This window comes from Antrihabitans spumae, assembly GCF_043944905.1.
GTDB lineage: Bacteria > Actinomycetota > Actinomycetes > Mycobacteriales > Mycobacteriaceae > Antrihabitans > Antrihabitans spumae.
Genome location: NZ_JBIMSN010000085.1, coordinates 21,229 through 47,094 on the forward strand (window position 1 = coordinate 21,229; position 25,866 = coordinate 47,094).

A 25,866-nucleotide genomic window follows, 5' to 3' on the forward strand; every position below is an offset into this window, starting at 1 on the left:
GCTACATCGTCCCGACGCGTTTGAGCTCCAGGTACTCGTCGGCAAGTGCGGCCGGTAGTCGTTCTGGCTCGGCAGCAACGACTTTGACGCCGATTCGGCGAAGTGTCTCACCGACGAGATCGCGACGGGCAATTGCACGTTCGGCAGCGGCCGCGCCGTACAGAGCAGCGGCGTCGTCGCGTCGACCGGCCAACGCGGTGACCTCCGGATCGCCGACCGACACCATCAGGACGTGGTGCCGATGCGCGAGCGTGCGCACAGCAGGCAGCAGATCGGCTGCAGGATAGCCACTTTCGATGCTCGTGCACCAGACGACCAAGCTGCGTCGCTTGGTGCGCAGCAGGGCAGCTTCGACGAGGCCGCGGCAATCGGTCTCGTCGAGCCTCGGCGTCAGCGGTGCCATGGCGTGCATCAGCCTGTGCTGCAGACGTTTTCCCGTGATGCCAAGCACCTCTGCCCGTACCTCACGGTCGTAGGCGAGTAGGTCGACGGTGTCGCCCGCGCGGGACGCGAGTCCGCCGAGCAGCAGCGCCGCTTCCATACACGTGTCCAGGCGCGTGCCGTCGATCGTTCGTCCAGCGCTCGCACGTCCGGTATCGAGGATGAGCAGTACGTGGCGATTACGTTCCGGCCGCCAGGTGCGGACGACCACGTCGCGGGCGCGTGCGGTCGCGCGCCAATCGATCGACCGGACGTCGTCGCCGATCGCGTACTCGCGGTAGGAGTCGAACTCCGTACCCTGGCCGCGTACCGTCGCGATGTTCCGCCCTTCGAGATGCTGCAATTGCCTTACGCGAGAGGGTAATTGGCGCTCGCTCCGAAACGCAGGCAGCGCGCGGATCGTTGTGTCGATCGTGTGGCGAATCTGGCGACCACCGAGGCCGAGCGGACCGATCACCCGCAGAGTCACCGCGCTGCCGAGGCGATCGCCACGTCGGACGGGCTCGGCCTCGTTGTCGAGACGGGTTTCCTGGCCCGGTGCAAGATCGATCGGGTGCGAGCGGTGCACGATCCCAGCGCTGGATTGCCAGTCGTCCCATAGGGTTCCGCGTACCCGGCCTGCACTCCCGTTGGCGATCGTAAGCGGTACCGCGACGCGTCGGCCGAGCCGGACCGTTGCGAACTTCGATCGGGTGATCGTCACGGTGCGGCAATTGCCTGCAATGCTCATGTCGAGTCCGACCGCTCCGAGCAACAGGAGCGTCATCACGGTGACGCCCAGCCACGACGGCGCCATAACGGCCACGACGATGCTGCCGACCGCCGCAACCAACGCGGCCCGGCCCGTGACGACGAGTTGGGTACGCACTACACCGGGACCGGTACCGAAAGCAGCAACGAATTCAGCACGGCTTCCGCTGTTGCGCCGTCGAGTTCGGCTTCGGGACGCAGGAACAGGCGATGTCGAAGTACTGGTACAGCAACAGCTTTCACGTCGTCGGGGGTGACGTAGCCGCGACCGTTCAACCAGGCGTAGGCCCGGGCGGCTTTGAGCAGAGCCGTGGCGCCACGAGGTGAGGCACCGTGTTGGACGGCGGGTGAGGATCGCGATGCTCGCACCACGTCGACGATGTATGCCAGCACCGCCGGAGTGAGCGTGACCATCGAAACCGCCTGGCGCGCAGCCTGTATGTGCGCGACGCCGGCAACCGGTGAGACACCGGCACCTTCCAGATCCCGCGGATCGAAACCAGCGGCGTGGCGTTCCAAGATTCGGAATTCATCGTCGCGACTTGGCAGTTCGACGTCGACCTTGAACAGAAAGCGATCGAGCTGCGCCTCCGGCAATGGATACGTGCCCTCGTGCTCGATCGGGTTCTGCGTCGCGATCACCACGAACGGATTGGGTAGCGGCCGCGCCTGGCCGTCGACCGACACCTGCCGTTCCTCCATGGCTTCGAGTAGTGCAGCCTGAGTTTTGGGTGGCGTCCGGTTGATTTCGTCGGCGAGCAGCAGGCTCGTGAATACGGGACCCTCGCGAAAGGTGAAGTCGCCAGTGCGAGGATCGTAGATCTGCGAGCCCGTCACATCACCCGGCATGAGGTCGGGCGTGAACTGGACCCGGGCGTAGTCCACGTCGAGTGCGCGCGACATAGACCGCACCAGAAGCGTTTTCGCCACACCTGGCACACCCTCGAGGAGGACATGGCCCTCGCAGAGCAGCGCGAGCACGAGGTACATGACGGCGTTGTGATTGCCGACGACCGCCTTGCCGATCTCGTCGCGAACCGCGCTGAGAGCCGTGACGGCATCGTCGGGAGTTACTGTTGTCTCGCTTGTCATCTCGCTCGAATCTCTCCCTCGATCGCGTCCAATTCGGCAGCGATAATGGTCAGTGTCTCGTCGTCTTCGACTGGGCCGTACAACATGGCGCCGATGTGATCGGGCGGAGCTCCGGTGTGTTCGGCAAGTGTTCGTACTATCCGGTCGTGCGGAGAGTTCGGCGCAAGGCCGAGGCGTGGCAGCACCCGTCGCAACATCGAACCGCGCAGCACCCCGGCCACGTGCTCGCTGTCACCGGACCTGCGGTACAACCGCGCATGAGCGTCGGTGAGCTCGTTCGCACTCACCTCGACAGGACGCTCGGCGGGGACGAGCGCGCCCCGTCGACGCGCGCGCCACAGCGCCAGCAGCACCGCAGCGACGAACAGCTGGATTCCGCCGAACACCACCTCGGGTGGAAGGCGATCGAACAGGGTGTCCGGCTCTTCGGTCGGGGTGTCGTCGCGGTTGTAATCGCGGCCCCATCCGTCCGACTGGGACTGCGGCGGGGCAGAGGCGTCGGGTACAGAACAGGAACGAGGCGCAAACAACAGCAGCACCAGCAGGATCGCGGTGACCCCAACGACGATCCACAGCTTGGACGATGCGAGAAATCCGGGCATACGGATAGGGCGACGTCGGCGACGTCGTCGCTGCCGGCGGCGTGGTGTGCGTGCGGTCTCGTCGGGTCCGGTCGGTTCGTCGGGTGCGGGTGGCGGAGCTGTCGGTGAGAATCGGTCAACGTGTGCGAGCAGCGCGTAATCGTCCGGCGTGGCGACCCGGCCACCGTAGACGACCTCGTCGTAAACGATTGCCGAGGAGGTGAAACCGTCGGCGTCGCCGGGGAGTTGGTTCGATGCGTCGGCGGCGGTCTCGTCTGCAGTGCGCGATCGTCGCGTTTCGAGGACACCACCCTGCTCGAGCCCACGAATCACCGCGCGGAATCTCTCCTGCACCGCCGCCGAGTAATCCTGTTGAGCAGCAGCGTGTTCGGATCTGTCGCGATGGGCAGCCGCGGGGCCGAGCGGCTCGGCAACGGGTGCGTTGTGTGGTTCGTGCTCGGTCATTGCTTGGCACCTGTCGTCAGCGATGTGGCACCGAGCACGCCGTAGATGTCCGCACCCTCACGGGTACACCGGCGATCGAAATACGAGACCGCCCTGGTCGCCGACTCGACGACGATCGATACACCGGCGATCAGCAGGAACCCGAGGACGGTCAGCAGCAACGCAACCCAGTCCGGACCCCCGACAGCGTCGATGACGAACTGCGGCAGGCTGGCGATCGGAAGGACGAGCAGAATGACGATGCTGTACATCGTGATCCAGAGGCCGAGCATCCGTCCGATCGCGTTGGTTGTGAGAGCGCGCGATCGTTGTGTTGCCTGTGCGGTCGTGATGTTCTCTTCGATCACCGCGGGCGCAGCGACGAAATTGCGTGCACCGAAGTAGACGAGTGCGAGCACGGCGAAACCGAGACAGACGAGCACCAATACACCGATTCCGACGGAGTCGTCGGCGATCAACACGATTGCGCTCAGTACTCCCACTGCGATGACAATCTGACTGCGCTGCAGTCCGGAAATTCGGACCAGTGCCGACGACGTCGATCGTGACCGGACGGCTCGCCACGTGACGGGCGCTTGTGTGCAGGTCAGGGCGGAGACGGTCGTCGTGATCGTCGCCAGGAAAACTCGCGCGAGCCATGCGACGAAGAGGGTTGCGCCCGCGACGGTCCACTCGACGGCGGATCCGATCTCGCCGGTTGCGGCCGCCACGACAACAGCAGCGATCGAGACGATCGAGGCACCGATCGCAACAGCAATCCCAGTCAGCGCGGCCAGAATCGCGAGATTGGCTTGAATCACCGCGAAGGGATAGTCGATGGCCTCGCGGAACCCAAGCGGTCTCGTCGGCACGACGCCTCGCCCCCGCAGCATCGCATCAGTGTAAGTGCGAACCTGGCAGACAACGCCTCGAGGCGACTACCCGATAGGTAGCCGCCTCGAAGTCGGTGCTGTTGTGGTGTTACGCGATCCGGCTCGAGGCCGCTGCGTTGTCGGCGAGGGTCTGCGTGCGGATGTCGGGAGTGACGCAGATGGTGTCGCCGTCGAATGCCTCACGCCAGACGTAGCCGTCGATGCAGGTGTCGGCACCGTAGGCCAGGTCGTCGGCCGCGCGGTTCGCTTCGGGTGCGGTGTTCTGATCCAGGATCGTGGCCCGGAAATCGGGCGTGACGCAGATGGTGTCGCCGTCGAAACCTTCACGCCAGACGTAGCCGGACTCGCAGGTGTCGGGGCCGAATGCGCCGCCACCGGGAGCACGGTGTGCGGTCGGGTCCGCGTTCTGGCCGAGCACTGCCGTGCGAATCTCGGGGGTGACGCAGATGAGGTCGCTGGCTTGCGTCTCGCGCCAGACGTAGCCCGAGTCGCAGGTCGCCGGGCCGTATTCGCTCAGCACGCGGTTCGCGAGCGGCGTGGCGTTCTGGTCCCGAACCTGCTCGCGGATGTCTGGGGTGACGCAGACGAGGTCGGCCTCGTTGGCCTCACGCCACACGTATCCGGACTTACAGGTGTTGGGTCCGAAGTCTTGGGCCGATGCGACGGCTGCGGTGCCGGCAAGACCGAGCGCGGAGATGGCCGCGATTCCAGTGGCGGCGGCGGCGACGGTCGTGCGGACGATTGCCTTGCGGAGTCGGATGTTGGTGGTCATCGAAGTTCCTTTCGGTCGAGTTGAGCGGGTGTTGGATTGTTTTGGTGTTGAAAGAAGTTTGGCTGGGCGGCGACCCGCAAAGCAGTCCCCAGAGGGGTGATCAATGCCCACCCCCCTTTACTGGGCGCGTTCGCGCCAGGCGGTGAAGAATGCAGGTCACTAAGGGATGGGTGGGGAGCCGATGGCAATCGAGAGAGCGCTGGAACCGCACAGCGCAGCGGATCGAATCTTGCGCTCGTTCGGCATCTTCGTCGGACTCGGATACGTCGCCTATCTGGTTCTTTCGCTACCCGCGATCGACGCGCAAACGTCGATCATGGCGACGTGGTGGACGCCGCTGGCGTTGGTGACGTCCTTCGGTCCAGGAATCATGTTGCTGTTCATCATCTTTCGCCGCGGCGCCGTGCTGGTACCGCGCCTGGCGACTCTGTGTGGACTCGGCTACCTGATCGCGATCGGCACCTGGCCAATCGCATGGAACGGCGTTCCAGTCGATTCGCACCTCGGTATCTGGCTGTGCAGCTTTCCAGGACTGTCCAGCTTGGCGGCCGCTGCCGCCTGGCGGGCTCGGTGGGTCTTCGCGCATCTACTCGTTGTCACGGTCGCCGCGCAGATTGCGAACCATGCGGCTCGCGATCCGAAGAGTCCGCTGCTGCCGGAGTTGGTGAACGGCTTGGGTTTCAGCGCAGTGGTCGTCGGCGCCGCGGTGATGGCGATCCGGACCGGACGGGTGATGGACGAGACCAGGGCAGAGACCTTTGCCGCCGCCGCGAGCGCCGCGGCTGTCGAAGCGCGTGGCGTCGAGCGTGAGCGCTTCGACGCACTGATCCACGACGGCGTGATGGCCACGCTCCTGTCCGCTGGAAACGAGGGAGTCAACAGCCTGTTGCGCAGGCAATCGCGTTCCACGCTCGCGCAACTCGATCGACTGCGCGTCGGTGAGGTCAGCTCGCAGATGTTCGACGTGGCCGGCACCCTTGCGCATCTACGGTTGGCGGCGACTGATGTGGATCAGACGATCCGAATTCGGACGAGTGTCGAACCTGGAGCCGAAACAATCGCTATACCTGCGGACGTGGCGCGTGCGATGGGTGCCGGACTCGCCGAGGCTGTCCGAAACAGTTTGCGCCATGCCGGAACTCGTGCAGAACGAGCAATCTCGGTTGCTGTCTCGGACATCGCTCTTCACGTAGTGGTTGCCGACAACGGAGTCGGATTCGACCCCGCAGCGGTCCCTCCTCATCGACTGGGTCTTGCCGTCAGCATCAGGGGACGGATGCGGCAGCTCCCAGGAGGGTCGGCGACTATCGAGTCACGTCCGGATGTCGGGACGCGCGTTCAGCTGTCGTGGATCGGTGCCGAATGAAGTATTCGCGCGTCCAGGCGCCGTGGAAATCACGTGTGCAGCGTGCTGATGCCACGGCGTTGCTCGGTATGCAGACGCCCGGTGCCTGGCTCCTGGTCGGCTACTACATCGCCGCCAACGTTCTGGTGACCTTCACGTCGATGGACGGGGTCCGAAGCCTCGCCCCCATCGTCGCGGCCTTGGTCGCGTCGGCGGCGGGAATGATCGGTTTGATCGTGATCCCTGGGGATCCTTTGCCGCACAGAGCCGCTGCGGCGATGATGGCCCTCGTACCGGTCAACTGCGCACTGGTCCTTCCAGTCCTCTCGATACCGATAGAGAACTCGTTGCAGACATCGTTCTTGGGTCCACTGACCTTGATCTGCGCGTTCCTCTGTGTGCGCGGACGTACGGCGTTCGCGCTTGGCGGCCTTGCCTTGATGATCGCGTCGTGCATGATTTGGTCGTCGGCGACGGGGCAGGGCGCAACGTACGGGCTGTCCTTGTCTGCAATCAATGCCGGACCGGTTCTCATGGCTACGTTCTTCGCGATCACGCTGCGACCGCTCGCTAGATCGATCTTCGACCTTCGCGCACAGAACACAGCCCGGGTGGCCGCAGAAGCCGCGGCGGCAGCGGTGCTCGAAGAGCGGGACGCCCAGCTCAACCGCCTGGACGACCTTGCCCGACCGATGCTCGAGCGGATTGCGGGCGGTGGCGCTTTCACCGAGGAAGAGGCGCTGACGTGCCGGTTACTCGAAGCACAGTTACGCGACACCCTGAGGGCACCTGGCCTGTCGGATCAGACGGTCGGTCGCGCTGCACGGTCGGCACGTTGCCGCGGCGTCGAGGTTGTGTTGTTGGACGACAAAGGTTCCGATGATCTCGACGCTGCGCGCCGTGCGACCTTCGTTGCCGAGATCGCGGATCGGCTCGACGACGTCGGATCCGGACTGGTAACCATCAGAATTCTGCCGCCACATCGAGAACGGCTTGCAACGATGCTGGTGAGCGACGCATCTGGCGTCAAACGGACCGAATTCGGCCGGGACGGGCATGCGGTGGTCGACGCGCAGTAGCGCTGACGTATTCCCCTGGAATCCAGGGGATCGCAACCGTTGTCTATGGGTCGCGCACCGCTAGGCTGCTCCGAATGGTTCGGAAATTCACGGTGAAGGCCCGCGCATTCGTGCTGGTACTGCCGTCCGCGGTGCTCGTGCTCGGTTTGGCGGCCTGCGGGAGCGACAATGATTCGAGTTCGGGGACAAGCGATCTGTGCTCCCCGCCCGGCGTCGGCAGTTCCTCTGCAGCACCGACGAACCTCGATGCTTCCGCACAAGCGGGTGAGGATCGATACACCACAGCGAATACGACGCCCGTCGATCAGATCGACGTTACGAAGCTGGGTCTGATCACACCGGGCAAGATCAGCGTCGGCACACTGTCGGATGCACCGCCCAGCATCTGTGTCGACTCCACAGGGACGTTCACCGGATACGACAACGAACTGTTGAAGGCCGTCGCCGCGAAACTCGGTCTGGACGTGGAGTTTTCGGGAACCGAGTTCGCAGGTCTGTTGTCGCAGGTCGCAACTCGGCGCTTCGATGTCGGATCGTCGTCGATCACCACAACCGACGAGCGTCGCAACACGGTCGGCTTCACCAACGGCTACGACTTCGGCTACTTCTCCCTCGTCGCACCGACAGACAGTTCCGTGAAGGGATTTGCAGATCTCAACGCGGGCACCCGAATCGGCGTTGTGCAGGGAACAGTTCAAGACGACTATGTCGTCAACACGTTGAAGCTCGACCCCGTGAAGTTCCCGGATTACAACACGGCGTACGCGAACCTGAAGACCGGCCAGATCGACGCCTGGGTCGCGCCGTCGCAGCAAGCCGAAGGCGCCATCAAAGACGGCGATCCTACTGCGATCGTCCAGAACACCTTCAGCCTCAACAATTTCGTCGGTTGGGCTGTGGCCAAGGACAATCCGGCCCTGGCCGATGCCTTGAACTCCGGCCTCGACGCGGTGATCGCGGACGGTACCTGGGCGGAGCTCTACGCCGAGTGGGTACCGCGCGAGCTGCCGGAAGGTTGGAAGCCCGGTAGCAAGGCGACGACCATCCCTGACCTGCCGGACTTCGCAGCCCTCGCGGCCGAAAACGCTGGCAAGGGCGACGCCGCTGCACCGAGTTCGCCGAAGGGTACTTTCGAGCAACTCGGCGACACCTTCTTCGACTGGGAGTTGTACCGCAAAGCGATCCCCGACCTGTTCACGACGGGCTTGCCGAACACCTTGATCCTGGCGTTGATCTCCGGCATCGTCGGCTCGGTCCTCGGCATGATCCTTGCGGTGGCAGGCATTTCGCGGACACGGTGGTTGCGCTGGCCCGCGCGGATCTACACCGACATCTTCCGCGGTTTGCCCGCGGTTGTGATCATCCTGATCATCGGCCTCGGCATCGGTCCAGTGGTCAAGGGCATCACCGGCAACAATCCGTATTGGCTCGGCGCGGCGGCGCTCTCGTTGCTGGCTGCTGCCTACATCGGCGAGATCTTCCGCTCCGGCATACAGAGCGTGGAGCCGGGTCAGTTGGAGGCAGCGCGAGCAATCGGATTCAGCTACAACCAGGCAATGACGCTCGTCGTCATACCGCAGGGTGTGCGCCGAGTTCTGCCGGCGCTGATGAACCAGTTCATCTCGCTGATCAAGGACTCGTCGCTGATCTACTTCCTCGGACTCCTTGCGTCGCAACGTGAATTGTTCGCCGTCGGGCGAGACCTCAACGCGCAGACCGGCAATCTGTCGCCGCTCGTCGCCGCTGGACTGTTCTACCTCGCGCTCACGATCCCACTCACACATCTCGTGAACTACATCGACAAGCGCTTGCGGACCGGCAAGGCAGACAAATCAGGGACGCTCGATCCGCTCGAGCAGGCCATCGTCGTGGAGAGAGGTTAGCCGATGAGCACGGTAGCTACAGCGCCGACGACCGCACCGGTTTCGTTGACAGGCAGCAACATTCATCTGGCGTTCGGCACGAACAAGGTGCTGCGCGGGGTCGACGTACACGTCGATGCAGGCAAGACGACGACGGTGATCGGCCCGTCCGGGTCGGGCAAGTCGACGTTGCTGCGCGCGCTGAACCGGCTGCACGAACCCGATCAGGGCGACATCCTGATCGACGGTCGTTCGGTGTTGAAAGACAATCCCGACAAGCTCAGGCAGCGCATCGGCATGGTGTTTCAGCACTTCAACCTGTTCCCTCACAAGACGGTCGCCGACAACGTCGCACTTGGACCGCAGAAACTGCTCGGACTGTCCAAAGAGGCAGCACGGGCGACTGCACTCGAGCAGCTCGAGTCGGTCGGGCTATCGGCGAAAGCAGATTCACGTCCGGGCAATCTCTCGGGTGGTCAGCAGCAGCGGGTCGCCATCGCAAGGGCATTGGCCATGAAGCCGGAGATCATGTTCTTCGACGAGGCGACCTCGGCACTGGATCCCGAGTTGGTCAAGGGTGTCCTGGCACTGATGGCTGACCTCGCCTCGACGGGAATGTCGATGATCGTCGTAACCCACGAGATGGGGTTCGCGCGGTCGGTGTCCGACACGGTTGTCTTCATGGATCACGGCACCGTCATCGAAACTGGTCCGCCTGCCGCGATCTTCGACAACGCCGAGACGGATCGTTTGCAGCAGTTTCTGGCGCAGGTGCTCTGACTTTCGGCGGAACTTAGGGTCGCCTCGTTATTGCATCGTTCACCCGCACGTTGGTTTGTCCTCTTTTGCGGTTTATAGGTTCCAGCGAGTTGACCAACCGACTCGGGGAGTTCTGCAAGTGAGTCTCATACCTTTGGCGTTGTTCGTGAAGCACGACGGACAGTCGTCCCGCGCGGGCGTGACGTGTAAGTACAAGTGCGGTAACGCGTGCTCGCACGAGGTGCCGAACAACTCCGACGGTGCGTACTTCGGAGACATCGTTCGTTCCGCGATGTCGCGTCGTGGCGTGCTCAAAGGTGGCGCCGCGGCGGTCCTCGCTGTGGGTGCGGGAAGCGTGCTCGCGGCGTGTGGTGACGACGGCTCGTCGAGTGGCGGTGGAACGAGCACGGGGGCGGAGGCAGGGGGATCGCCGTCCGGCACTCAGTTCACGGCCGTTGCTCCGAACAAGGAAGATGCCGTGGTAATCCCGGACGGCTACGAGCAGGCCGTCGTAATTCGTTGGGGCGAGCCACTGTTCGCCGATGCGCCGGCCTTCGACTTCGACCGTCAGACGCCGCAGGCGCAGGAGCGGCAGTTCGGTTTCAACAACGACTTCGCCGGCCTCCTGCCGATCGAGGGTCAGCCGAATACGTTCTTGCTGGTCTGCAACCACGAGTACACAACCGAGCCGTTTATGTTCAAGGGCTACGACGCGGAGAATCCCACGCTCGAGCAGTTTCAGGTTGCGGTCACCGCGCACGGCTTGTCTGTCGTGCAGGTGCAGGGCGAGTCCGGAAGTGGCAAGCTCACACCGGCTTTCGGACAGTACAACCGACGCATCACGGCCAACAGCGAGTTCGTCGTCACCGGTCCCGCGGCCGGGAGCGATCTGTTGAAGACCGCTGCGGATCCGACCGGAACCAAGGTCATCGGCACGCTCAACAACTGCTCGGGTGGTGTGACACCATGGGGGACAGTGCTTTCGGGTGAAGAGAACTTCAACCAGTACTTCGGCAACTACGACAAGGTCGGCGACCAGACCGCCAAGGACCGCTTGAAGCGGTACGGATTCGTCGACGGCGCGTCGGAACGCAAGTGGGAGCGCTTCGATCGTCGATTCGATCTCGAGCAGGAACCCAACGAGGCCAACAGGTTCGGCTACGTCGTCGAGGTCGATCCGTGGGATCCGGCGTCGACTCCCATCAAGCACACCGCACTCGGACGCTTCAAGCACGAAGCCGCCACCATCCATATCACCGACGACGGAACGGTTGTCGCGTACAGCGGCGACGACGAGAAGTTCGACTACATGTACAAGTTCGTCTCGTCGAAGAAGATGCAACCCGGTACCGGGCAGGCGAGCATGCGCCACAACATGACACTGCTCGACGCCGGAACGCTGTACGTCGCGCGCTTGACCGGTAACGAGCCGAGCAAGATCGACGGCTCCGGAACTGTGCCGTCCGACAACGGATTCAGCGGCACAGGGGAATGGCTGCCGATCCTGAAGACCAACGAGGACGGTAAGGGCGAGTCGTTCGTCGACGGCATGAGCGCCGAAGAGGTCGCGGTGTTCACCCGCTTGGCTGGTGACAAGGTCGGCGCGACGAAGATGGACCGTCCCGAGGATTTCGAGACGAACCCGAAGACCGGCAAGGTGTACGTCGCGCTGACGAACAACGACAAGCGTGGCACCGAGGGCAAAGCGCCTGCAGACGAGGCAAACCCGCGAAACACGAACAAAAACGGGCAGGTCCTCGAGATCACCGACGAGCACGCAGGCACGAAGTTCACGTGGACGCTTCTACTCGTCTGCGGCGACCCGCAAGCGGCCGACACCTACTTCAGCGGCTTCGACAAAACCAAGGTCAGCCCGATCTCGTGCCCGGACAACCTTGCCTTCGACGACTACGGCAACCTGTGGATCTCGACCGACGGCAACGCGTTGAAGTCGAACGACGGCCTGTTCTCCGTCGTCCTCGAAGGTCCGAATCGTGGCGAAACCAAACAGTTCCTTTCGGTGCCGAAGGGTGCCGAGACCTGCGGGCCGATCATCTCCGACGCCCGCGTCACGGTCTGCGTCCAGCATCCCGGCGAAGAAGACGATGCCAGCGCCGACAACCCGGCCTCGCACTGGCCGGACGGTGGCGACAGCCAGCCACGACCGTCCGTCGTCGCAGTCTGGAAATCGGGTGGCGGGCGGATCGGGGTCTAGCGGCTAGTCGAGTTCCCTGCGAAACTCGGCCGGGCTGCCCGCGTAGACGGCATTGGGTTTGCAGTCGCGAGTGACCAGGGAATTCGCTCCGACGATGGTGCCTGCGCCGATCGTCACACCCGGCATGATCGCGGCGCCGGACCCGATCCAGACGCCGTCGCCGATCACGACGCTCTCCGATTTGAGCGTCGACGCCCGCTGCGCAGCGGTGCCGATCTCGTGGCTGCTGGTGAGGACCCGGACATGGTCGGCGAGAAAGACGCTGTTTCCGATGGTGATATCGGCGACCGTGTCGAAGTAGCAGCCGTAGTTGACGAAACACCCCGACCCGAAGCGCAGGGTCCCGAGGCCCTGCACCACAACTCCGCGATGCACGAGAGACGGAGTGCCTGCGACGACCCCTGCGTGCCTCAGAACACGCATTCTCGAACGGCTGGTCAAGATCGGAAGATTGGCCAGTGCTACGAACACCGATTGGCTTCGATAAGTAACCCCCATATTTTCACCATAGGTGGAAGCGGGTCGTGAGTCTTTTAGGAGGGTGGGCGCGCCAAAAAGACGCACGAGGGGCGTAGCCCCCTACCCCAGCCAGTCGAGGACCGAGGCCGCCGTCCACGACTGCTGCATGCTCCCCAACGGTTCGCCGGTGAACGGTTCGTAGTACTCGGCGAAGCTGCCGTCACTGGCCTGGCGTAGACCCTCCGCACGCAGGCCGAGCGAGCGTTCCGCCCAACCCCGACGCGCGAATGCCCAGGAGAACAGCCAACTCATCACCGGCCACACCGGACCACGCCAATACTCGCGGGGCCGGAAGTACTTCGAGACGGGTGATGTCGACGGAGGTAACGCATACCGCAGATCGGGATGGCCACAGAATCGTGGACCCTCGAAGATTCTCAGCAGGTTGCGCTCCTGCGCGCGAGGAAGTCCGCCGCACAGCAATGGTGCGAACATTGCGAGCGTTTCCGTGCTGATCCAACGGCCGAGTCGAAGGTCGAAGTCGCGTGCCGCGCCAGAACGTTCGTCGGTCGTCGCGACGACGCCCTTGCGGAAGTGGTCGGCCCAATAGTGCAGCTCACGGACATCGGAGTTGGGCTGCGAATACTCCTCACCGATGTGAGCGAGGACGTCGCACGCCAATGCGAAGATCGCGCTGACGAACACGTCTTCCACTGCGAAGCTCATGGTTGCCGCGAGTTGTGTGTCGTCGTAGCGGGATTGACGCATTTCTTCGAGCAGCCACAGGTACCGGTCGTATTCGACATTGCTCGGTCGCTGCGACGAATCGGTGACTATCGCGGTGTCTTCGCGCTGATACGGGGGCAGCTCGCCAGGGATGACGTTGCTATAGGCGCGGTCCCAGCGAGGCGAGTTGTCCATTCCGGATTCCCAGCCGTGGTACAGCGTGATTCGGCCGCGTTCGTCCTGGTCACGAGCGTGGGCGAGCCAGCGGTGCCAGCGCACGAGGTCGGGCCAGCGGCGGTTCAGAAACTCCTCCGCGACCGACCGGGTGGTGCGTCCATGCTTGCGGGAATGGTCGAGGATTCGTTGCAAGGCGATCGCGTGGACCGGCGGTTGCGTGATGCCCGACGTATCCGGACCCAGTGGTGCGAACGCTGCGAGTTCCCGGCATTCCCAGCGCGCGGGCCCGGGAAAGTAGCCGTCGACACCGTTCGCGAACACGATGTGCGGAATCATGCCGTTCTTCCACTGTGCCGAGAGCAGGGTGTCGAGTTCGACGACGGCGCGCTCGACGCTCAGCGGCGCAAGTCCGACCGCCACGAAGGCCGCATCCCAGCTCCACATGTGTGGATACAGGCGCGGGGCGGCGCTGGTCATCGTGCCCAGGTCGTTGCCGCGGAGCAGGTACGCAGCGCGGGCAGCCAGCTGTGTCGGGGTGAATCCACGGTCGGCCATGGTCATATTGTGGGGCTAACCTCGGATGTATGCGACCGACAGCATTGATCACCGGTGCCAGCCGCGGACTCGGCGCCGCGATCGCGCGCGAATTGGCGCCGACCCACGACCTGTTTGTCGGAGCACGAACGCAGGACGCGCTGACCGCTCTGATCAGCGAAATTCCCGGCGTCCGTGCCTGGCCGGCCGATCTCACCGACTACGACGCCGTTGCCGAAGCAGTCAGTGCCATAACGAAACTCGACGTGCTCGTGCACAATGCCGGTGTCGCCGATCTGGGCACGATCGCAGAATCGAGCGTCGAGCAGTGGCGGCACACATTGGAGGGCAACGTCATTGCCGTCGCCGAGCTCACCCGACTTCTCCTTCCAGTGTTGCGAGCATCGAAAGGGCATGTGGTGCTGATCAATTCGGGTGCCGGTCTGCGCGCGAACGCGGGCTGGGCCTCGTATGCGGCGAGCAAGTTCGCGCTGCGGGCATTCGGCGACGCGCTTCGGCTCGAAGAACCCGACCTTCGCGTCACGTCCATCCACCCGGGCCGGATCGACACCGACATGCAGCGGGAAATCATCGGTCACGAAGGTCGCGAATACAACGCCGACGAATTCCTCACCGCGCAGACCGTTGCCCGGACGGTTGCCAACGCGATCGCGACACCGCGCGACGCGCACCCGACCGAAATCGTGTTGCGACCGATCAGACGCTGAGGTCGGAGCGGACGCGCTGACCCGCCGATACCGGCGCGCGAAGCAGTCCGTTCGCCATGTCGAGCAGCTCGGCAACAGCAATGGGATCGTCAGCGGCAGTGCGACCGTCCTCGACCGCTCGCTCGTGGTCGGCAAGCAGAGAGAACAGGACGGTCGGCAAGGACCGAAGCCGCCGCTCGCGCAATTGTGGAGGCAGCGGGGCCAGGGCTTTGTCGAGACCGCGCATGATCGCCAGGATCGACGACCGTCGCTCGTCGCCGAGGTTCGTGACGTCGCTGACTGCGCGGTTCGCGCGGACCTGTTCGTGGAACCGCGCGTAGTGGGTTGCGCCGAAGCGCGGGCCGAGTTCGAACATCGGCAACGTGAGGACTTCGAGCAAGCCGTGGACGGGATTGCCCGATTCGGCGGACGAAACGGTGCTGCCGAAATACTCGGCCAGTAGGGCACGTCGTCTCGGTTCGAGCATCTCTATGCGGTAATCGACGACCGCACGGATCAGGCCGTCGCGGGTGTCGAAGTGGTACTGCACCGCCGAGTTGTTGCGTTGCTCGGCTGCGATTGCGATGTCGCGCAGCGATACCGACGGGCCCTTCTCCGCCATCAGACGCTCGGCGGCGAGGATCAGCCGTTCCCGTGCGGAGATCGTCATCGTATGATGTTACCCCATTGACAGTTAAGACAGCGGTCTTAATAATCGTTCTCGAAGGGCATCGGCGCATTAGAGGAGCGGCACGTGATACTCGACAACTTTTCGCTCGACGGCAAGGTGGGCGTTGTGTCCGGCGCGGGTCGCGGTATCGGCGCTGCTGCCGCTCTCGCCCTCGCCGAAGCGGGTGCCGACGTTGCCATCGCGTCGCGGACCGAACCGCAGTTGGTCGAGGTTGCCGACCGGATCCGCGAGCTCGGCCGACGGGTCGTCGTCGTGCCTGCCGACCTGTCGGATCTGGACGCTGTCCGCGGCTTCTGCGCCACTGCCGCCGAAGAATTGGGACGTGTCGATATCGTCGTCAACAATGTCGGCGGGACGATGCCGAACACATTTCTCACAACCTCGACCGACTTTCTCGAAGAGGCCTTTCATTTCAATGTGTCGACGGCCCATGCGCTGACTCAGGCTGCCGTGCCACATCTGCTTGCCAGCGGAGGCGGTGCGGTGATCAACATTTCGTCGGTGATGGGTCGTGTGTCCGGCCGCGGTTTTCTTGCCTACGGAACCGCCAAAGCTGCACTCGCGCACTGGACCCGGCTTGCCGCGACCGACCTGTCGCCGCGAATCAGAGTGAACGCGATCGCGGTCGGCTCGGTACTGACCTCGGCACTGGACATTGTCGCGAGCAATCCGGCGATCAAGGAAAAAATGGAAGCGGCCACACCGCTCGGTCGCCTCGGTGAGCCGTGGGAGATCGGGGCGGCCATCGTCTATCTCGGCTCGCGAGCCGGTAGCTACATCACGGGCAAAGTGCTCGAGATCGACGGCGGAATCGAAGCGCCGAACCTCGAACTCGGCCTACCTGACCTGTAAACCCCGTAACCAAGGAGATCGCTGTGGCGTACCGCGTCGTGCAATGGAGCACTGGAAATGTCGGGCGCTGGGCGTTGCGGTCGATCATCGCGCGTCCGGAGCTGGAACTGGTCGGCGTGTGGGTGTCCAGTGACGAGAAGGCAGGTAGGGACGCTGGTGAACTGGCCGGCCTCGACCATACGGTCGGAATTACTGCGACCACCGACGCCGATGCGCTCGTCGCACTGAAGCCGGATTGCATAGTCCATACGGCGATGGCCGACGACAGACTGATGGAAGCCGTAGAGGACTTGAAGAAGTTTCTGCGGGCAGGCATCAACGTCGTCTCCAGCAGTCCTGTATTTCTGCAGTTTCCGTACGGCACGCTGCCGCAGGAGGCGATCGATCCGATCGTCGACGCCGCCGCCGAGGGTGGAGTGTCGTTGTGGGTCAACGGTATCGATCCCGGATGGGCCAACGACTGGTTGCCTTTGCTGCTGAGTAGCGGGTGCGAGCGGTTCGACCAGATCATCTGCTCGGAGGTCATGGACTACTCGACCTACGACAATCCGAAAGTCCTTTTCGAGATCATGGGCTTCGGCAGCGCGCTCGACGACCTGCCGCTGCTCTTGCAACCCGGCATTCTGTCGTTGGCATGGGGAAGCGTCGTCCGGCAGCTCGCGAGCGCACTCGACGTGGATTTGGACGGTGTCGAGCAGAATTTCGAGCGGGTGCCCGCGCCCGAGTCGTTCGACTTCAACGGTCACCAGATTGCGGAGGGCACGGCCGCGGCGTTGCGATTCCAGGTGTGCGGCATGAAGGCGGGCAAGGCGGTGTTCGTGCTCGAACACGTCACCCGGTTACGCCCTGATCTCGCGCCGCAATGGCCACAGCCCGCTGGAAAGGGTTGCTACCGAGTCGAAATCAAGGGCGAGCCCGACTACATCCTCGATCTGCAGCTCGTCGCGAGCGATGGCGAGCACAGCACGGCGGGACTCGTCGGCACGGCGGCCAGACTTGTCAGCGCGGTCTCGGCGGTGATCGAAGCGCGGCCCGGACTGCTGACCGCGGTCGACCTCCCGCTCACCACCGGGCGAGGGCTAGGCCCCGTGGGCACGCCCTAGTGACATGTACGGGCCACCGGCCCAAAGGTTTTCGGTGACATCGTGTAGGGAGACGAGGGTGATCGGATCGTCGCGACGCATGAAGACCGAGTCGCTCGCGATCACCCGTACCGGGTCGCCGTTGCGGTGACGCAGCGCTATCGGCTGACCACCGTGGCAGGCGAGAACACCGATAGCGCTCTGGTATTCGTCCGGCGACCGACCGAGCAGATTGTCCAACGGCCGACCGGTGAGGTTGCCGGGGTCGTAACCCAGCAGTTCTTCCAACGCCGGATTGGCGTGCAGTACCTCACCTTTTGCGTCGACCGCCAAGATCGGTATCGGCAGGCGGTCGATCAGGATCAGTGCCGGAAGTTGATGTAAATAGCCGAGTGCCGTGTCCGGCGCAGGCTTTCGCTCTTCGTACATATATCGAGATCCCCGTATCCGATTCCGGTCGCGACCCAACTTGTAGCAATCGGTGAGTGTGACTACGCTGTGACCTCACCGATGCTGAATCGAGATACTAGCGCGGGTTCACCTACCCGTCTAGCCCTCTTCGGCGAGTCGTTATCCGTGCGTTTCGACGCCGGATTTGCTGGAAGATCGCGCTGTTCACATGGGCCTTCGTCAACGTCCGATATGCCGGTAAACTCCGGCTATGCGCCTCCGCCAGCACGTCCGCCGTTCTGTCACTGCCGCTTTCGTTGCGGCCCCTTTCGCAGTCCTGGTTCTCAGTGGTTGCGAGACGCTCGACCAGGCTGCGGCAACGGTCGACAAGGCAGGCGTCTGCGTCGATGCACTGCAGGCAGCAAACTTCACCCCGGATGTGAACAACCCCGACATTTCGGCACAGAACGCCGCCGATGCCGCGCAGAAGTTGTCCGATCTGGCGGGCCAGACGACCGATGTCACGCTGCAGGACGCGCTCGAAGCAATGTCGAGCACGATCTCGCAGATGAACGTCGGCGACCTGAACCCACAAGCGATCGCGGACTGGACGCAGCAGAAGGCCGACCTGTATCAGTCGCTCAGCAGCGCCTGCCGCTAAAGAACCGAATGGCGAACTACGTCAGTTTCAGATCGTCCTGACCCCAGTACGCCTTCATGCTCGTCACTCTGCCGTCGTCGTCGAATTCCATGACATCGATCGGCGCCAGCACGACCTTCTGTTCGCCGAAAGTCGTCGTCAACTCGAAGTGAAATGCTGCCTGCTTACCCGCGATGCGAGCGGTGAGTAGTTTCGTCTCCCGCTGGGCGGCCTGCAGTACCTCGTAGAAGTCACGGATCGCCGCATGCCGGACCTTCGGTTCGGTGCCGACCGGATCCTCGACGACGGCGTCGGCCGTGTAGAGGTCGGCAAGCTCCTGTGCGGTGCCTGTCGCGACCAGCGCAACATAGCGCTCCACAGTCGCGCGGATTGTGTCCGTCAACGTCGACGTCATCGCTCACTCCATCCAAAGTTAGAACGTGTTCTAGATGGAGTGAGCGTAGCGTCAAGCGACGACGTTGACCATCCGTCCCGGAACCACGATTACTTTGCGCGGCGCTTTGCCGTCGAGCAGCGCAACGATCTTCTCGTCGGCCAGCGCGGCGGCCTCGACAGCAGCCTTGTCTGCATCCGCTGCAACGGTGATCCGACTGCGGACCTTGCCGTTGACCTGAATCGGGTAGTCGACGGTGTCGTCGATGAGCAGCGCCGGGTCCGCGGTCGGGAACGGTCCGTGCGCCAACGATTCCGTGTGACCGAGGCGCTCCCACAGTTCCTCGGCGAGATGCGGAGCGAGCGGAGCCAGCATCAGCACCAGCGGCTCGACGACCGACCTCGGCGCTCCGGCCGGGTAGGCCTTGGTGAGGTGGTTGTTCAACTCGATGAGCTTCGCACCCGCCGTGTTGTCGCGCAGAGCGGTGTAATCGGCGATGACGCCGTCGATCGTCTTGTGCAGCAGGCGAAGTGTCGCGTCGGACGGCGCGTCGTCGGTGACCTTGAGCTCGCCCGTCTCCTCGTCGAGTACGACGCGCCAGACACGTTGCAAGAAGCGATGGGCACCGATGACGTCCTTGGTCGCCCACGGGCGCGAGGTGTCGAGTGGACCCATCGACATCTCGTACATACGCAGTGTGTCGGCACCGTATTCGTCGCAGATCTCATCGGGCGCAACAGCATTCTTCAGCGACTTGCCCATCTTCCCGTACTGCTGGAAGACCTCGTCGTCGCCGAGATAGAACTTTCCGTCACGCTCTCGGACTTCGTCTGCCGCGACGTAGACGCCACGAGCGTCGGTGTAGGCGAACGCTTGAATGTAGCCCTGGTTGAACAACCGCCGGTAGGGCTCGCTCGAGCTGACATAGCCGAGGTCGAACAGAACCTTGTGCCAGAACCGCGAATACAGCAGATGCAACACGGCATGCTCGACGCCCCCGACGTAGAGGTCGACGCCGCCCGGATCGTTCGGACCGTGCAACTCGGGCCGCGGACCGACCCAGTACTCTTCGTTTTCCTTGGCGCAGAACGTATCCGGATTGGTCGGATCGATGTAGCGCAGCTGATACCACGAGCTACCCGCCCAGTTGGGCATGACGTTGGTATCGCGACGGTACTTCTTCGGTCCGTCGCCGAGATCGAGTTCGACCTCGACCCACTCGGTTGCCTTCGCCAACGGGGGTGACGGCTCGGAGTCGGCGTCGTCCGGGTCGAAGGAGACGGGTGCGTAATCCTCGACCTCGGGCAGTTCAACGGGCAGCATCGATTCCGGCAATGCGTGCGCGGCACCGTTCTCGTCGTAGACGATCGGGAACGGTTCGCCCCAATACCGTTGCCGCGCAAACAGCCAGTCGCGCAGCTTGTACTGGATGGTGCCGGTGCCGTGACCGTCTTCCTCCAACTGGGCGATGACCGCGGCCTTCGCCGCGTCGACGCCGAGACCGTTCAGGTAGTCGGAGTCCTTCAGCGGTCCGTCGCCGGGGTAGGCAGCCTCTGCCGAGTTGCCGCCCTCGATGACGTCGACGATGTCGAGCCCGAAAGCCGTTGCGAATTCCCAGTCACGTTGATCGTGAGCGGGGACCGCCATGATCGCTCCGGTGCCGTAGCCGCTGAGGACGTAATCGGCGATGAAGATCGGCACCTTGTGGCCGTTGACAGGATTGGTTGCGTAAGAACCGACGAACACGCCGGTCTTGTCCTTGTTCTCCTGCCGTTCGAGATCGGTCTTCGCGGCAATCGTCTTGCGGTAGGCGGCAATTGCCTCTGCGGGGGTCGCCGCGCCGTTGTTGGTCCAGCGCTCGTCGACACCGTCGGGCCACTCGGCCGCGGTGAGGGTGTCGACCAGTTCGTGTTCCGGTGAGAGCACGACGTACGTTGCGCCGAACAGCGTGTCGGGCCGGGTGGTGAAGACTTCGATCACCCCGCCATCGGCATCGAACTTCACCTGGGCGCCGCGCGATCGCCCGATCCAGTTGCGCTGCATGGCCTTGACCTTGTCGGGCCAGTCCAGGTACTCGAGGTCGTCTACCAGACGGTCGGAGTACGCCGTGATGCGCATCATCCACTGCTGCAAGCGCTTACGGAACACCGGGAAGTTGCCGCGCTCACTGCGCCCGTCCGGCGTCACCTCCTCGTTCGCCAGCACGGTGCCGAGGCCGGGGCACCAGTTGACCATCGAGTTGGTTTGGTAGACAAGGCGATACGAGTCCAGCACGGCACCGCGGTCGGCTTCGCTCAGGTCCGCCCATGCTCGACCGTCGGGTAGCGGCCTTGTGCCGGAGGCGAATTCGTCGGTCAACTCCGTTATCGGACGCGCTTTGCCCTGCGCTTCGTCGTACCACGAATGAAAGATCTGCAGGAAGATCCACTGGGTCCAGTGGTAGTACTCGGGATCCGTCGTCGCGAACGAGCGCCTCTTGTCGTGCCCGAGACCGAGCCGATCCAACTGCGCCTGCATCGTCACGATGTTGGCCTCGGTCGTGATCCGCGGATGGGTACCCGTCTGCACCGCGTACTGCTCCGCTGGCAGGCCGAACGCGTCGTAGCCCAGTGTGTGCAGCACGTTGTGGCCGCGCATGCGGTGGAAGCGTCCGAAAACGTCGGTCGCTATGTAACCGAGCGGATGGCCGACGTGCAGACCCGCACCGGACGGGTACGGGAACATGTCCTGAACGAAAAGCTTGTCCTTCGGGACGGGCGAACCGGTCGCCAACGGACCGACCGGATTGGGCGCATTGAACGTGCCACGCTCGTTCCAGAGCTGCTGCCACCGGCGCTCGATCCGCCCCGCCGCGGCGGCGTCGTAGCGGTGCTCGGGTACTTCGGCGTTCGGCACAGGGCTCTCACATCTTCTCGGCGACAGTCTCGAAACTCGTGTATCAGCGTAAAGCGTCGTGAAAGTCATTTATGCATGCAGGCAGTTCGGCCGTATCCTGCATACGTGGTTATCGTCGCTTCTGTCTTCTTCGTACTGGCGGTCGTCGTTGCAGGTGTCGGACTTGCAGGACTGACCGGCCAGTTGCCGCGCAACCGCTGGGCCGGAATCCGGACTGCGGAAACCCTGCGCGACGACGCTGCGTTCGAACTTGCGAACAAAGTTGCTGCGCCCACAATACTGGCCAGCGCCGGCGTGCTCGCGATCGGTGGCGTCGCCGCTTTCGCATTCAGCGGTGTCATCGCAATCGTCGCGGTCGTCGTCGCTGCATTCGCGGCATTGGTGATCGCCGGAATCGGTGGATCGATCGCAACTCGTGCAGTAGCTGCAACCGCCGCGGTCGGTGGCTGTGGCGACGCGTGCGGTTCGTGCTCGCTCAAGGATGCCTGCGAAAAATGAGATGCTCCGCGTCGGCGCGAACCTGACGAGTACCTGCACTCGCTGACGCGCACGGGCGGCGAAGTTGTACCGCCGTTCCAGTCCGCGCAGAAAGGTGATTGCGATGTCGAACGTTTATGTAATCGCTGACGCAGTAACAGCAGCCGACACCTGGGGAATTCCGAGCGGGCAGTTCTTGCGCGGGTTCCTTGTGAGTGCCGTCATCGCAATCGTGGTGAGCATCTTCTTGCGCAAGGCGTACACCCGCAGTGTGTCGAATCCGCGCGGCAGCGTCGGTCCGTTGACCCCGCCCGAGATGGGCATGCTGATATCCGACGAACGCGCAGTGCTGGCGGCGCTCGCGCTGCTGCGTGGAGCGCAGCTGATCACCGCCACCGGCATCGCTCGATCGATGACAACAGCCGACACACACGCTCTGGATCCGTTCACGCGCAGCGTGTACGACCGGATCGCAATGGGCGGGTCGCTGTCGGTCGGCGCGCTGACGTCCTCGCTCACCGTTCCCCTTGCGCAGCTGCGCGGTTCGCTTGTGGACCGCGGTCTACTCGTCGGGCCCGACCATCGGCGCGCGGCGAAGATGGCAACCGTACCGATCGTCGTCGTCGGGGTTGTCGGACTGCTTCGCGTCATCGCGGGGGTGCTGAACGGAAAGCCGGTCTTCTTCCTCATTTTGGCCCTCGTAGTGCTGACGATGGCGGGTCTGCTCGTCGCGCGGTCCTCACGTCGTACCCGGCGCGGTATGACCGAGATGATGATCGCGTGGCAGAACAACGCGCATCTGCGACCGAGTCGCGCGCCTGCGCTCGGGTCCTACGGACCTGCGAGCGCAGCCGTGTCCGCCGCGATCTTCGGTGGCGCTGCACTGTGGTTGCTCGATCCCGCTGTCGCCGGTGCGTCCGGGGTGTCGTCGTCGGAATCGTCGGGCGGTATTTTTTCGTCGGGCGACGGCGGCTCGTCGTCGAGCGGAGACGGTGGCGGATCAAGCTGCGGTGGGGGCGGCGGTTGTGGTGGCGGTGGTGGCGGATGCGGGGGCTGAGCAGCCCGCTCGCCGATCGTGGACTCGGGATGGGTTGGCGACCGGAGATCTGCGGCATCATCGCGCAACTCGACATCGGCTTCTGCGAGGTGATCGCGGAGTCGCTGGTAAGTGGGAATCGCGGGTTGGCCATACCCGACGAGCTGACGGTGTTGCGTTCCCGCGGTGTTCCCGTTGTTCCACACGGCATTTCACTGTCGATAGGCGGTGTCGACGAAGTCGATTCGGCACGGATCGCCCATCTGGCCGCCTGCGCCGATGCACTGGACGCGCCGTTGGTCAGCGAGCACATCGCATTCGTCCGCGCCGATGGCGTCGAGGCCGGTCATCTGTTGCCGATGCCTCGAACAGCCGAAGCGCTGGACGTTCTGACACGCAATATCCGCCGTGTCCAGGACGGGCTCGACCTGCCGTTCGCAGTCGAGAACATCGCAGCACTGTTCGATTGGCCCGATGCCGAATACAGCGAATCCGAATTTCTCGCCGAGTTGATCGAACGGACCGGTGTGTACTTGCTGCTCGACATCGCCAACGTCTACGCGAACGCCCGCAACCGTGGTCTCGACGCCAGCGCAGAACTCGCCCGACTCCCGATCGAGCAGATCGCGTATTGCCACGTCGCGGGCGGCAGCGAATTCGACGGGATGTATCACGACACTCACACCGATCGGGTGCCGAACGATGTCCTCGCGCTGGTCGGCGAGCTACGCGCGGCAACATCTGCACCTCTGATGCTCGAACTCGACGGCAACTATCCGCCCGCTGCGGCACTGCTCGCCGAGCTCGACGCGATCGCAGATTCGGCCGGTCTGGACCGAATCACCGCAGCAACAGAATGGTCGAACCGATGACGGACGGTTTGGCGGCGCAGCAGGCCGCGTTGGTTCGGGCGTTGGTCGCGGGCGCAGAACCACCCGAAGGCTTCGATCGGGAAGCACTCGCCACAGCGTCCCGAGCACTGCTTCGCAAACGCGCGCAGGAGGTCGGTCGGCGGTATCCGCGACTGACGTACGCGTGCGGGGATCGCTTCCAGGACCTCTACTGCGCCTGGGCTAAGGACCGACCTAAGACGACGACATACGCCGACGCCCGAGCCTTCGCCGATCACCTCACCGCCATCGGACTGCAACCGGTGGCGCGGTCCCGGTGGCCGTGGCGGCACCGGAAGCCGGCGACGCTGTGAAGCCGACGTACGCTGTGAAGCCGGTGACGCTGTGAAGCACAAACGGCTGATCGACCCCGTCGGCCTCGTGTTCGGCATCATCGTGCCGATACTCGCCGCGGCGGTCGGGATCGCCGTGACCGCGCTGCTGAAATCGCGCCTACCCGATCAGATTGCGACGCACTGGACGGCCGCCAAACCGGACTCGTTCTCCGAACCGATGACCTTCGCCTGGGTGTTCGCGCTCGTGATCGTGCTGGTCGGCGGCGGATGCTGCGCCGTCGCGGCATTGGCCCAGGCACTGCTGCTGATGCGGCGAGCGATGCTGCTGCTCGGGCTGACGATCGTCGGGCTGTTGTTCACCTTGCAGATCACGATCCTGGTGATCCAGCTCGACCGAGACTCCGTGACCGACGTGCGCCTGCCGTGGCCGGTCATCAGTCTGGGCGTGCTCGCCGGAATCCTGTTCGGCAGTACCGGCGCAGCGATGTTGCGTGACTTCCGCGTCCGGATCCGCGCCGAGGAACCACCGCCGCCGACGCTGCCGCGCGGGGTGCTGGCCTCGATCGAAGACACCGTCGGCTTCAGCAGAATCGGATCGGTCGTCGTTGCTACGTCGGTGGTCGCAGTTGCGGCGATCGGTTGTCTGTTCGTCGATGCGACGTGGCCCCTCGTTGCGACCGTGCCAGTCGTCCTTGTCCTGCTGGCGTTGATGCGTTTCGAAGTGATCGTCGACTCGACCGGGGTGCGGGTCCGCAATTTCGGTCTCACCTCGATAGACATCTCGATCGACGAGATCACCGGAGCTAAGTCGATCCACGTCAATCCGTTCAAGGACTACGGCGGGTGGGGGCTGCGCGCAAAGGGGCGCGGCCGCTACGGGATCGTCACCACCACCGGACCTGCCGTCGAGATCGGCGCAGCAAGTGGGCTGATGCTGACGATCACCACCCAGCATGCCGACGCCATGGCGGGTGCGATCAATTCATTTGCCGATCGGCGCTCCGCGAACGTACACGGTTGACGCGGACCGGTCGGGACGTCCCCGCGGGGACGTTCTGGTGATCCGGTCTTTCGGTGACCGGGCATCTGGGTCCTGACGAACCTGGTGCGCGAGTCGGCCTGCGGCTGATCGTTGGAATTCGCCCTTTCGCGCCGATTCGAACGTCCCCGCGGGGACGTTTCGGTGATCATGTTTCTGTCGGTGGTCCGAGGTAGGTTTGTCGAACATCAGTTCTATCGAAACGGGGAGATTCGATGAACACCACCGCACAACTACCGACAGAACTACCGACACAACGGCCGATCGAAGAGATCGAAACCGAAATCTGCACCCTCGCCGGACAAATCGCCGCCGCCACCGCACGATTCCTGACCCTGCTCGCCGAAT

General features: G+C 63.8%; 25 protein-coding genes. 14 read left to right on the forward strand and 11 right to left on the reverse strand.

Going from position 1 to position 25,866, the window contains the following annotated elements:
* Position 1: 1 nt before the first annotated feature.
* The 5 genes from ACHIRB_RS19265 to ACHIRB_RS19285 all read right to left on the reverse strand — a co-directional run bounded on the left by ACHIRB_RS19265 (position 2) and on the right by ACHIRB_RS19285 (position 4,973).
* The gene (locus ACHIRB_RS19265; protein WP_395125717.1) at positions 2-1,309 is read right to left on the reverse strand and encodes a DUF58 domain-containing protein; all 1,308 of its coding nucleotides are present in this window, start codon (positions 1,307-1,309) and stop codon (positions 2-4) included.
* On the reverse strand, positions 1,309-2,283 hold the full coding sequence (locus ACHIRB_RS19270; RefSeq protein WP_395125716.1) for an AAA family ATPase: 975 nt from the start codon (positions 2,281-2,283) through the stop codon (positions 1,309-1,311). Before ACHIRB_RS19270 ends, ACHIRB_RS19265 begins: the two co-directional genes overlap by 1 nt.
* Positions 2,280-3,329 (reverse strand): DUF4129 domain-containing protein, encoded by a 1,050-nt coding sequence (locus ACHIRB_RS19275; RefSeq protein WP_395125715.1) that lies wholly within the window; start codon positions 3,327-3,329, stop codon positions 2,280-2,282. The genes ACHIRB_RS19270 and ACHIRB_RS19275 overlap by 4 nt, the downstream gene beginning before the upstream one ends.
* Positions 3,326-4,201, reverse strand: coding sequence for a hypothetical protein (locus ACHIRB_RS19280; RefSeq protein ID WP_395125714.1), 876 nt, complete (start codon positions 4,199-4,201; stop codon positions 3,326-3,328). The genes ACHIRB_RS19275 and ACHIRB_RS19280 overlap by 4 nt, the downstream gene beginning before the upstream one ends.
* An 88-nt stretch (positions 4,202-4,289) precedes the next feature.
* A complete protein-coding gene (locus tag ACHIRB_RS19285; protein WP_395114347.1) occupies positions 4,290-4,973 on the reverse strand; it encodes a hypothetical protein in 684 nt (227 codons plus the stop codon).
* Positions 4,974-5,154: 181 nt separating this feature from the next.
* Here ACHIRB_RS19285 and ACHIRB_RS19290 point away from each other — a divergent pair, with 181 nt between their 5' ends.
* The 5 genes from ACHIRB_RS19290 (at position 5,155) to ACHIRB_RS19310 (ending at position 12,233) form a co-directional block, all read left to right on the forward strand.
* Complete coding sequence (locus ACHIRB_RS19290) at positions 5,155-6,339, forward strand: sensor histidine kinase (RefSeq protein ID WP_395114348.1); 1,185 nt, start codon at positions 5,155-5,157, stop codon at positions 6,337-6,339.
* A complete protein-coding gene (locus tag ACHIRB_RS19295) occupies positions 6,336-7,397 on the forward strand; it encodes a hypothetical protein (protein WP_395125713.1) in 1,062 nt (353 codons plus the stop codon). The genes ACHIRB_RS19290 and ACHIRB_RS19295 overlap by 4 nt, the downstream gene beginning before the upstream one ends.
* Before the next feature lie 74 nt (positions 7,398-7,471).
* Positions 7,472-9,280 carry an ABC transporter substrate-binding protein/permease gene (locus ACHIRB_RS19300; RefSeq protein WP_395125712.1) on the forward strand — a complete coding sequence of 603 codons (1,809 nt, stop codon included), beginning with the start codon at positions 7,472-7,474 and terminating at the stop codon, positions 9,278-9,280.
* Positions 9,281-9,283: 3 nt separating this feature from the next.
* Entirely contained in the window at positions 9,284-10,039 is a 756-nt protein-coding gene (locus tag ACHIRB_RS19305; RefSeq protein ID WP_395125711.1) for an amino acid ABC transporter ATP-binding protein, read from the forward strand.
* Between the two features lie 118 nt (positions 10,040-10,157).
* Positions 10,158-12,233, forward strand: a complete 2,076-nt coding sequence (locus ACHIRB_RS19310) for a PhoX family protein (protein WP_395125710.1) — start codon at positions 10,158-10,160, stop codon at positions 12,231-12,233.
* Positions 12,234-12,236: 3 nt separating this feature from the next.
* Here ACHIRB_RS19310 and ACHIRB_RS19315 read toward each other — a convergent pair whose 3' ends face one another.
* Positions 12,237-12,656 (reverse strand): acyltransferase, encoded by a 420-nt coding sequence (locus ACHIRB_RS19315; RefSeq protein WP_395114355.1) that lies wholly within the window; start codon positions 12,654-12,656, stop codon positions 12,237-12,239.
* Between the two features lie 156 nt (positions 12,657-12,812).
* A complete protein-coding gene (gene ggh, locus ACHIRB_RS19320) occupies positions 12,813-14,150 on the reverse strand; it encodes a glucosylglycerate hydrolase (RefSeq protein ID WP_395125709.1) in 1,338 nt (445 codons plus the stop codon).
* A gap of 29 nt (positions 14,151-14,179) precedes the next feature.
* Here ggh and ACHIRB_RS19325 point away from each other — a divergent pair, with 29 nt between their 5' ends.
* A complete protein-coding gene (locus ACHIRB_RS19325; protein WP_395125708.1) occupies positions 14,180-14,857 on the forward strand; it encodes an SDR family oxidoreductase in 678 nt (225 codons plus the stop codon).
* Here the strand turns inward: ACHIRB_RS19325 and ACHIRB_RS19330 are convergent.
* On the reverse strand, positions 14,847-15,506 hold the full coding sequence (locus ACHIRB_RS19330; protein WP_395125707.1) for a hypothetical protein: 660 nt from the start codon (positions 15,504-15,506) through the stop codon (positions 14,847-14,849). The genes ACHIRB_RS19325 and ACHIRB_RS19330 overlap by 11 nt on opposite strands.
* A gap of 84 nt (positions 15,507-15,590) precedes the next feature.
* Between ACHIRB_RS19330 and ACHIRB_RS19335 the strand changes: the two genes are divergently transcribed.
* Entirely contained in the window at positions 15,591-16,379 is a 789-nt protein-coding gene (locus ACHIRB_RS19335; RefSeq protein WP_395125706.1) for an SDR family oxidoreductase, read from the forward strand.
* Between the two features lie 23 nt (positions 16,380-16,402).
* Positions 16,403-17,482 carry an NAD(P)H-dependent amine dehydrogenase family protein gene (locus tag ACHIRB_RS19340; RefSeq protein ID WP_395125705.1) on the forward strand — a complete coding sequence of 360 codons (1,080 nt, stop codon included), beginning with the start codon at positions 16,403-16,405 and terminating at the stop codon, positions 17,480-17,482.
* Here the strand turns inward: ACHIRB_RS19340 and ACHIRB_RS19345 are convergent.
* Positions 17,459-17,890: a PAS domain-containing protein gene (locus ACHIRB_RS19345; protein ID WP_199703957.1), complete on the reverse strand. Its 432-nt coding sequence runs from the start codon at positions 17,888-17,890 to the stop codon at positions 17,459-17,461. The genes ACHIRB_RS19340 and ACHIRB_RS19345 overlap by 24 nt on opposite strands.
* A 232-nt stretch (positions 17,891-18,122) precedes the next feature.
* Between ACHIRB_RS19345 and ACHIRB_RS19350 the strand changes: the two genes are divergently transcribed.
* Complete coding sequence (locus ACHIRB_RS19350) at positions 18,123-18,512, forward strand: bacteriophage spanin2 family protein (protein ID WP_199703958.1); 390 nt, start codon at positions 18,123-18,125, stop codon at positions 18,510-18,512.
* Positions 18,513-18,528: 16 nt separating this feature from the next.
* Here the strand turns inward: ACHIRB_RS19350 and ACHIRB_RS19355 are convergent, their stop codons facing one another.
* Both ACHIRB_RS19355 and leuS read right to left on the reverse strand, forming a co-directional pair.
* Positions 18,529-18,906, reverse strand: coding sequence for a nuclear transport factor 2 family protein (locus ACHIRB_RS19355; protein WP_395125704.1), 378 nt, complete (start codon positions 18,904-18,906; stop codon positions 18,529-18,531).
* A 51-nt stretch (positions 18,907-18,957) separates the two neighbouring features.
* Entirely contained in the window at positions 18,958-21,780 is a 2,823-nt protein-coding gene (leuS, locus tag ACHIRB_RS19360; protein WP_395125703.1) for a leucine--tRNA ligase, read from the reverse strand.
* Positions 21,781-21,885: 105 nt separating this feature from the next.
* On the opposite strand from leuS, the gene ACHIRB_RS19365 reads away from it, so the two are divergent.
* The 5 genes from ACHIRB_RS19365 to ACHIRB_RS19385 all read left to right on the forward strand — a co-directional run bounded on the left by ACHIRB_RS19365 (position 21,886) and on the right by ACHIRB_RS19385 (position 25,500).
* A complete protein-coding gene (locus ACHIRB_RS19365) occupies positions 21,886-22,278 on the forward strand; it encodes an SdpI family protein (RefSeq protein ID WP_395125702.1) in 393 nt (130 codons plus the stop codon).
* A 103-nt stretch (positions 22,279-22,381) separates the two neighbouring features.
* Positions 22,382-23,314 (forward strand): TIGR04222 domain-containing membrane protein, encoded by a 933-nt coding sequence (locus ACHIRB_RS19370; RefSeq protein WP_395125701.1) that lies wholly within the window; start codon positions 22,382-22,384, stop codon positions 23,312-23,314.
* A complete protein-coding gene (locus tag ACHIRB_RS19375; RefSeq protein ID WP_395125700.1) occupies positions 23,302-24,165 on the forward strand; it encodes an MbnB/TglH/ChrH family RiPP precursor modification enzyme in 864 nt (287 codons plus the stop codon). Before ACHIRB_RS19370 ends, ACHIRB_RS19375 begins: the two co-directional genes overlap by 13 nt.
* A complete protein-coding gene (locus tag ACHIRB_RS19380; RefSeq protein WP_395125699.1) occupies positions 24,162-24,497 on the forward strand; it encodes an SCO6045 C-terminal-like domain-containing protein in 336 nt (111 codons plus the stop codon). Before ACHIRB_RS19375 ends, ACHIRB_RS19380 begins: the two co-directional genes overlap by 4 nt.
* 31 nt (positions 24,498-24,528) lie before the next feature.
* On the forward strand, positions 24,529-25,500 hold the full coding sequence (locus ACHIRB_RS19385) for a DUF1648 domain-containing protein (RefSeq protein ID WP_395114372.1): 972 nt from the start codon (positions 24,529-24,531) through the stop codon (positions 25,498-25,500).
* Positions 25,501-25,866: the final 366 nt, after the last annotated feature.

Bases quoted from the DNA above. Each gene is read 5' to 3' on its own strand.
- ACHIRB_RS19380 (WP_395125699.1), top strand. From the start codon at position 24,162: ATGACGGACGGTTTGGCGGCGCAGCAGGCCGCGTTGGTTCGGGCGTTG.
- ACHIRB_RS19270 (WP_395125716.1), bottom strand. From the start codon at position 2,283: ATGACAAGCGAGACAACAGTAACTCCCGACGATGCCGTCACGGCTCTC.
- ACHIRB_RS19305 (WP_395125711.1), top strand. From the start codon at position 9,284: ATGAGCACGGTAGCTACAGCGCCGACGACCGCACCGGTTTCGTTGACA.
- ACHIRB_RS19275 (WP_395125715.1), bottom strand. From the start codon at position 3,329: ATGACCGAGCACGAACCACACAACGCACCCGTTGCCGAGCCGCTCGGC.
- ACHIRB_RS19345 (WP_199703957.1), bottom strand. From the start codon at position 17,890: ATGTACGAAGAGCGAAAGCCTGCGCCGGACACGGCACTCGGCTATTTA.
- ACHIRB_RS19295 (WP_395125713.1), top strand. From the start codon at position 6,336: ATGAAGTATTCGCGCGTCCAGGCGCCGTGGAAATCACGTGTGCAGCGT.
- ggh (WP_395125709.1), bottom strand. From the start codon at position 14,150: ATGGCCGACCGTGGATTCACCCCGACACAGCTGGCTGCCCGCGCTGCG.
- ACHIRB_RS19315 (WP_395114355.1), bottom strand. From the start codon at position 12,656: ATGCGTGTTCTGAGGCACGCAGGGGTCGTCGCAGGCACTCCGTCTCTC.
- ACHIRB_RS19300 (WP_395125712.1), top strand. From the start codon at position 7,472: ATGGTTCGGAAATTCACGGTGAAGGCCCGCGCATTCGTGCTGGTACTG.
- ACHIRB_RS19370 (WP_395125701.1), top strand. From the start codon at position 22,382: ATGTCGAACGTTTATGTAATCGCTGACGCAGTAACAGCAGCCGACACC.
- ACHIRB_RS19280 (WP_395125714.1), bottom strand. From the start codon at position 4,201: ATGCTGCGGGGGCGAGGCGTCGTGCCGACGAGACCGCTTGGGTTCCGC.
- ACHIRB_RS19285 (WP_395114347.1), bottom strand. From the start codon at position 4,973: ATGACCACCAACATCCGACTCCGCAAGGCAATCGTCCGCACGACCGTC.
- ACHIRB_RS19375 (WP_395125700.1), top strand. From the start codon at position 23,302: ATGCGGGGGCTGAGCAGCCCGCTCGCCGATCGTGGACTCGGGATGGGT.
- ACHIRB_RS19290 (WP_395114348.1), top strand. From the start codon at position 5,155: ATGGCAATCGAGAGAGCGCTGGAACCGCACAGCGCAGCGGATCGAATC.
- ACHIRB_RS19355 (WP_395125704.1), bottom strand. From the start codon at position 18,906: ATGACGTCGACGTTGACGGACACAATCCGCGCGACTGTGGAGCGCTAT.
- ACHIRB_RS19325 (WP_395125708.1), top strand. From the start codon at position 14,180: ATGCGACCGACAGCATTGATCACCGGTGCCAGCCGCGGACTCGGCGCC.
- ACHIRB_RS19350 (WP_199703958.1), top strand. From the start codon at position 18,123: ATGCGCCTCCGCCAGCACGTCCGCCGTTCTGTCACTGCCGCTTTCGTT.
- ACHIRB_RS19330 (WP_395125707.1), bottom strand. From the start codon at position 15,506: ATGACGATCTCCGCACGGGAACGGCTGATCCTCGCCGCCGAGCGTCTG.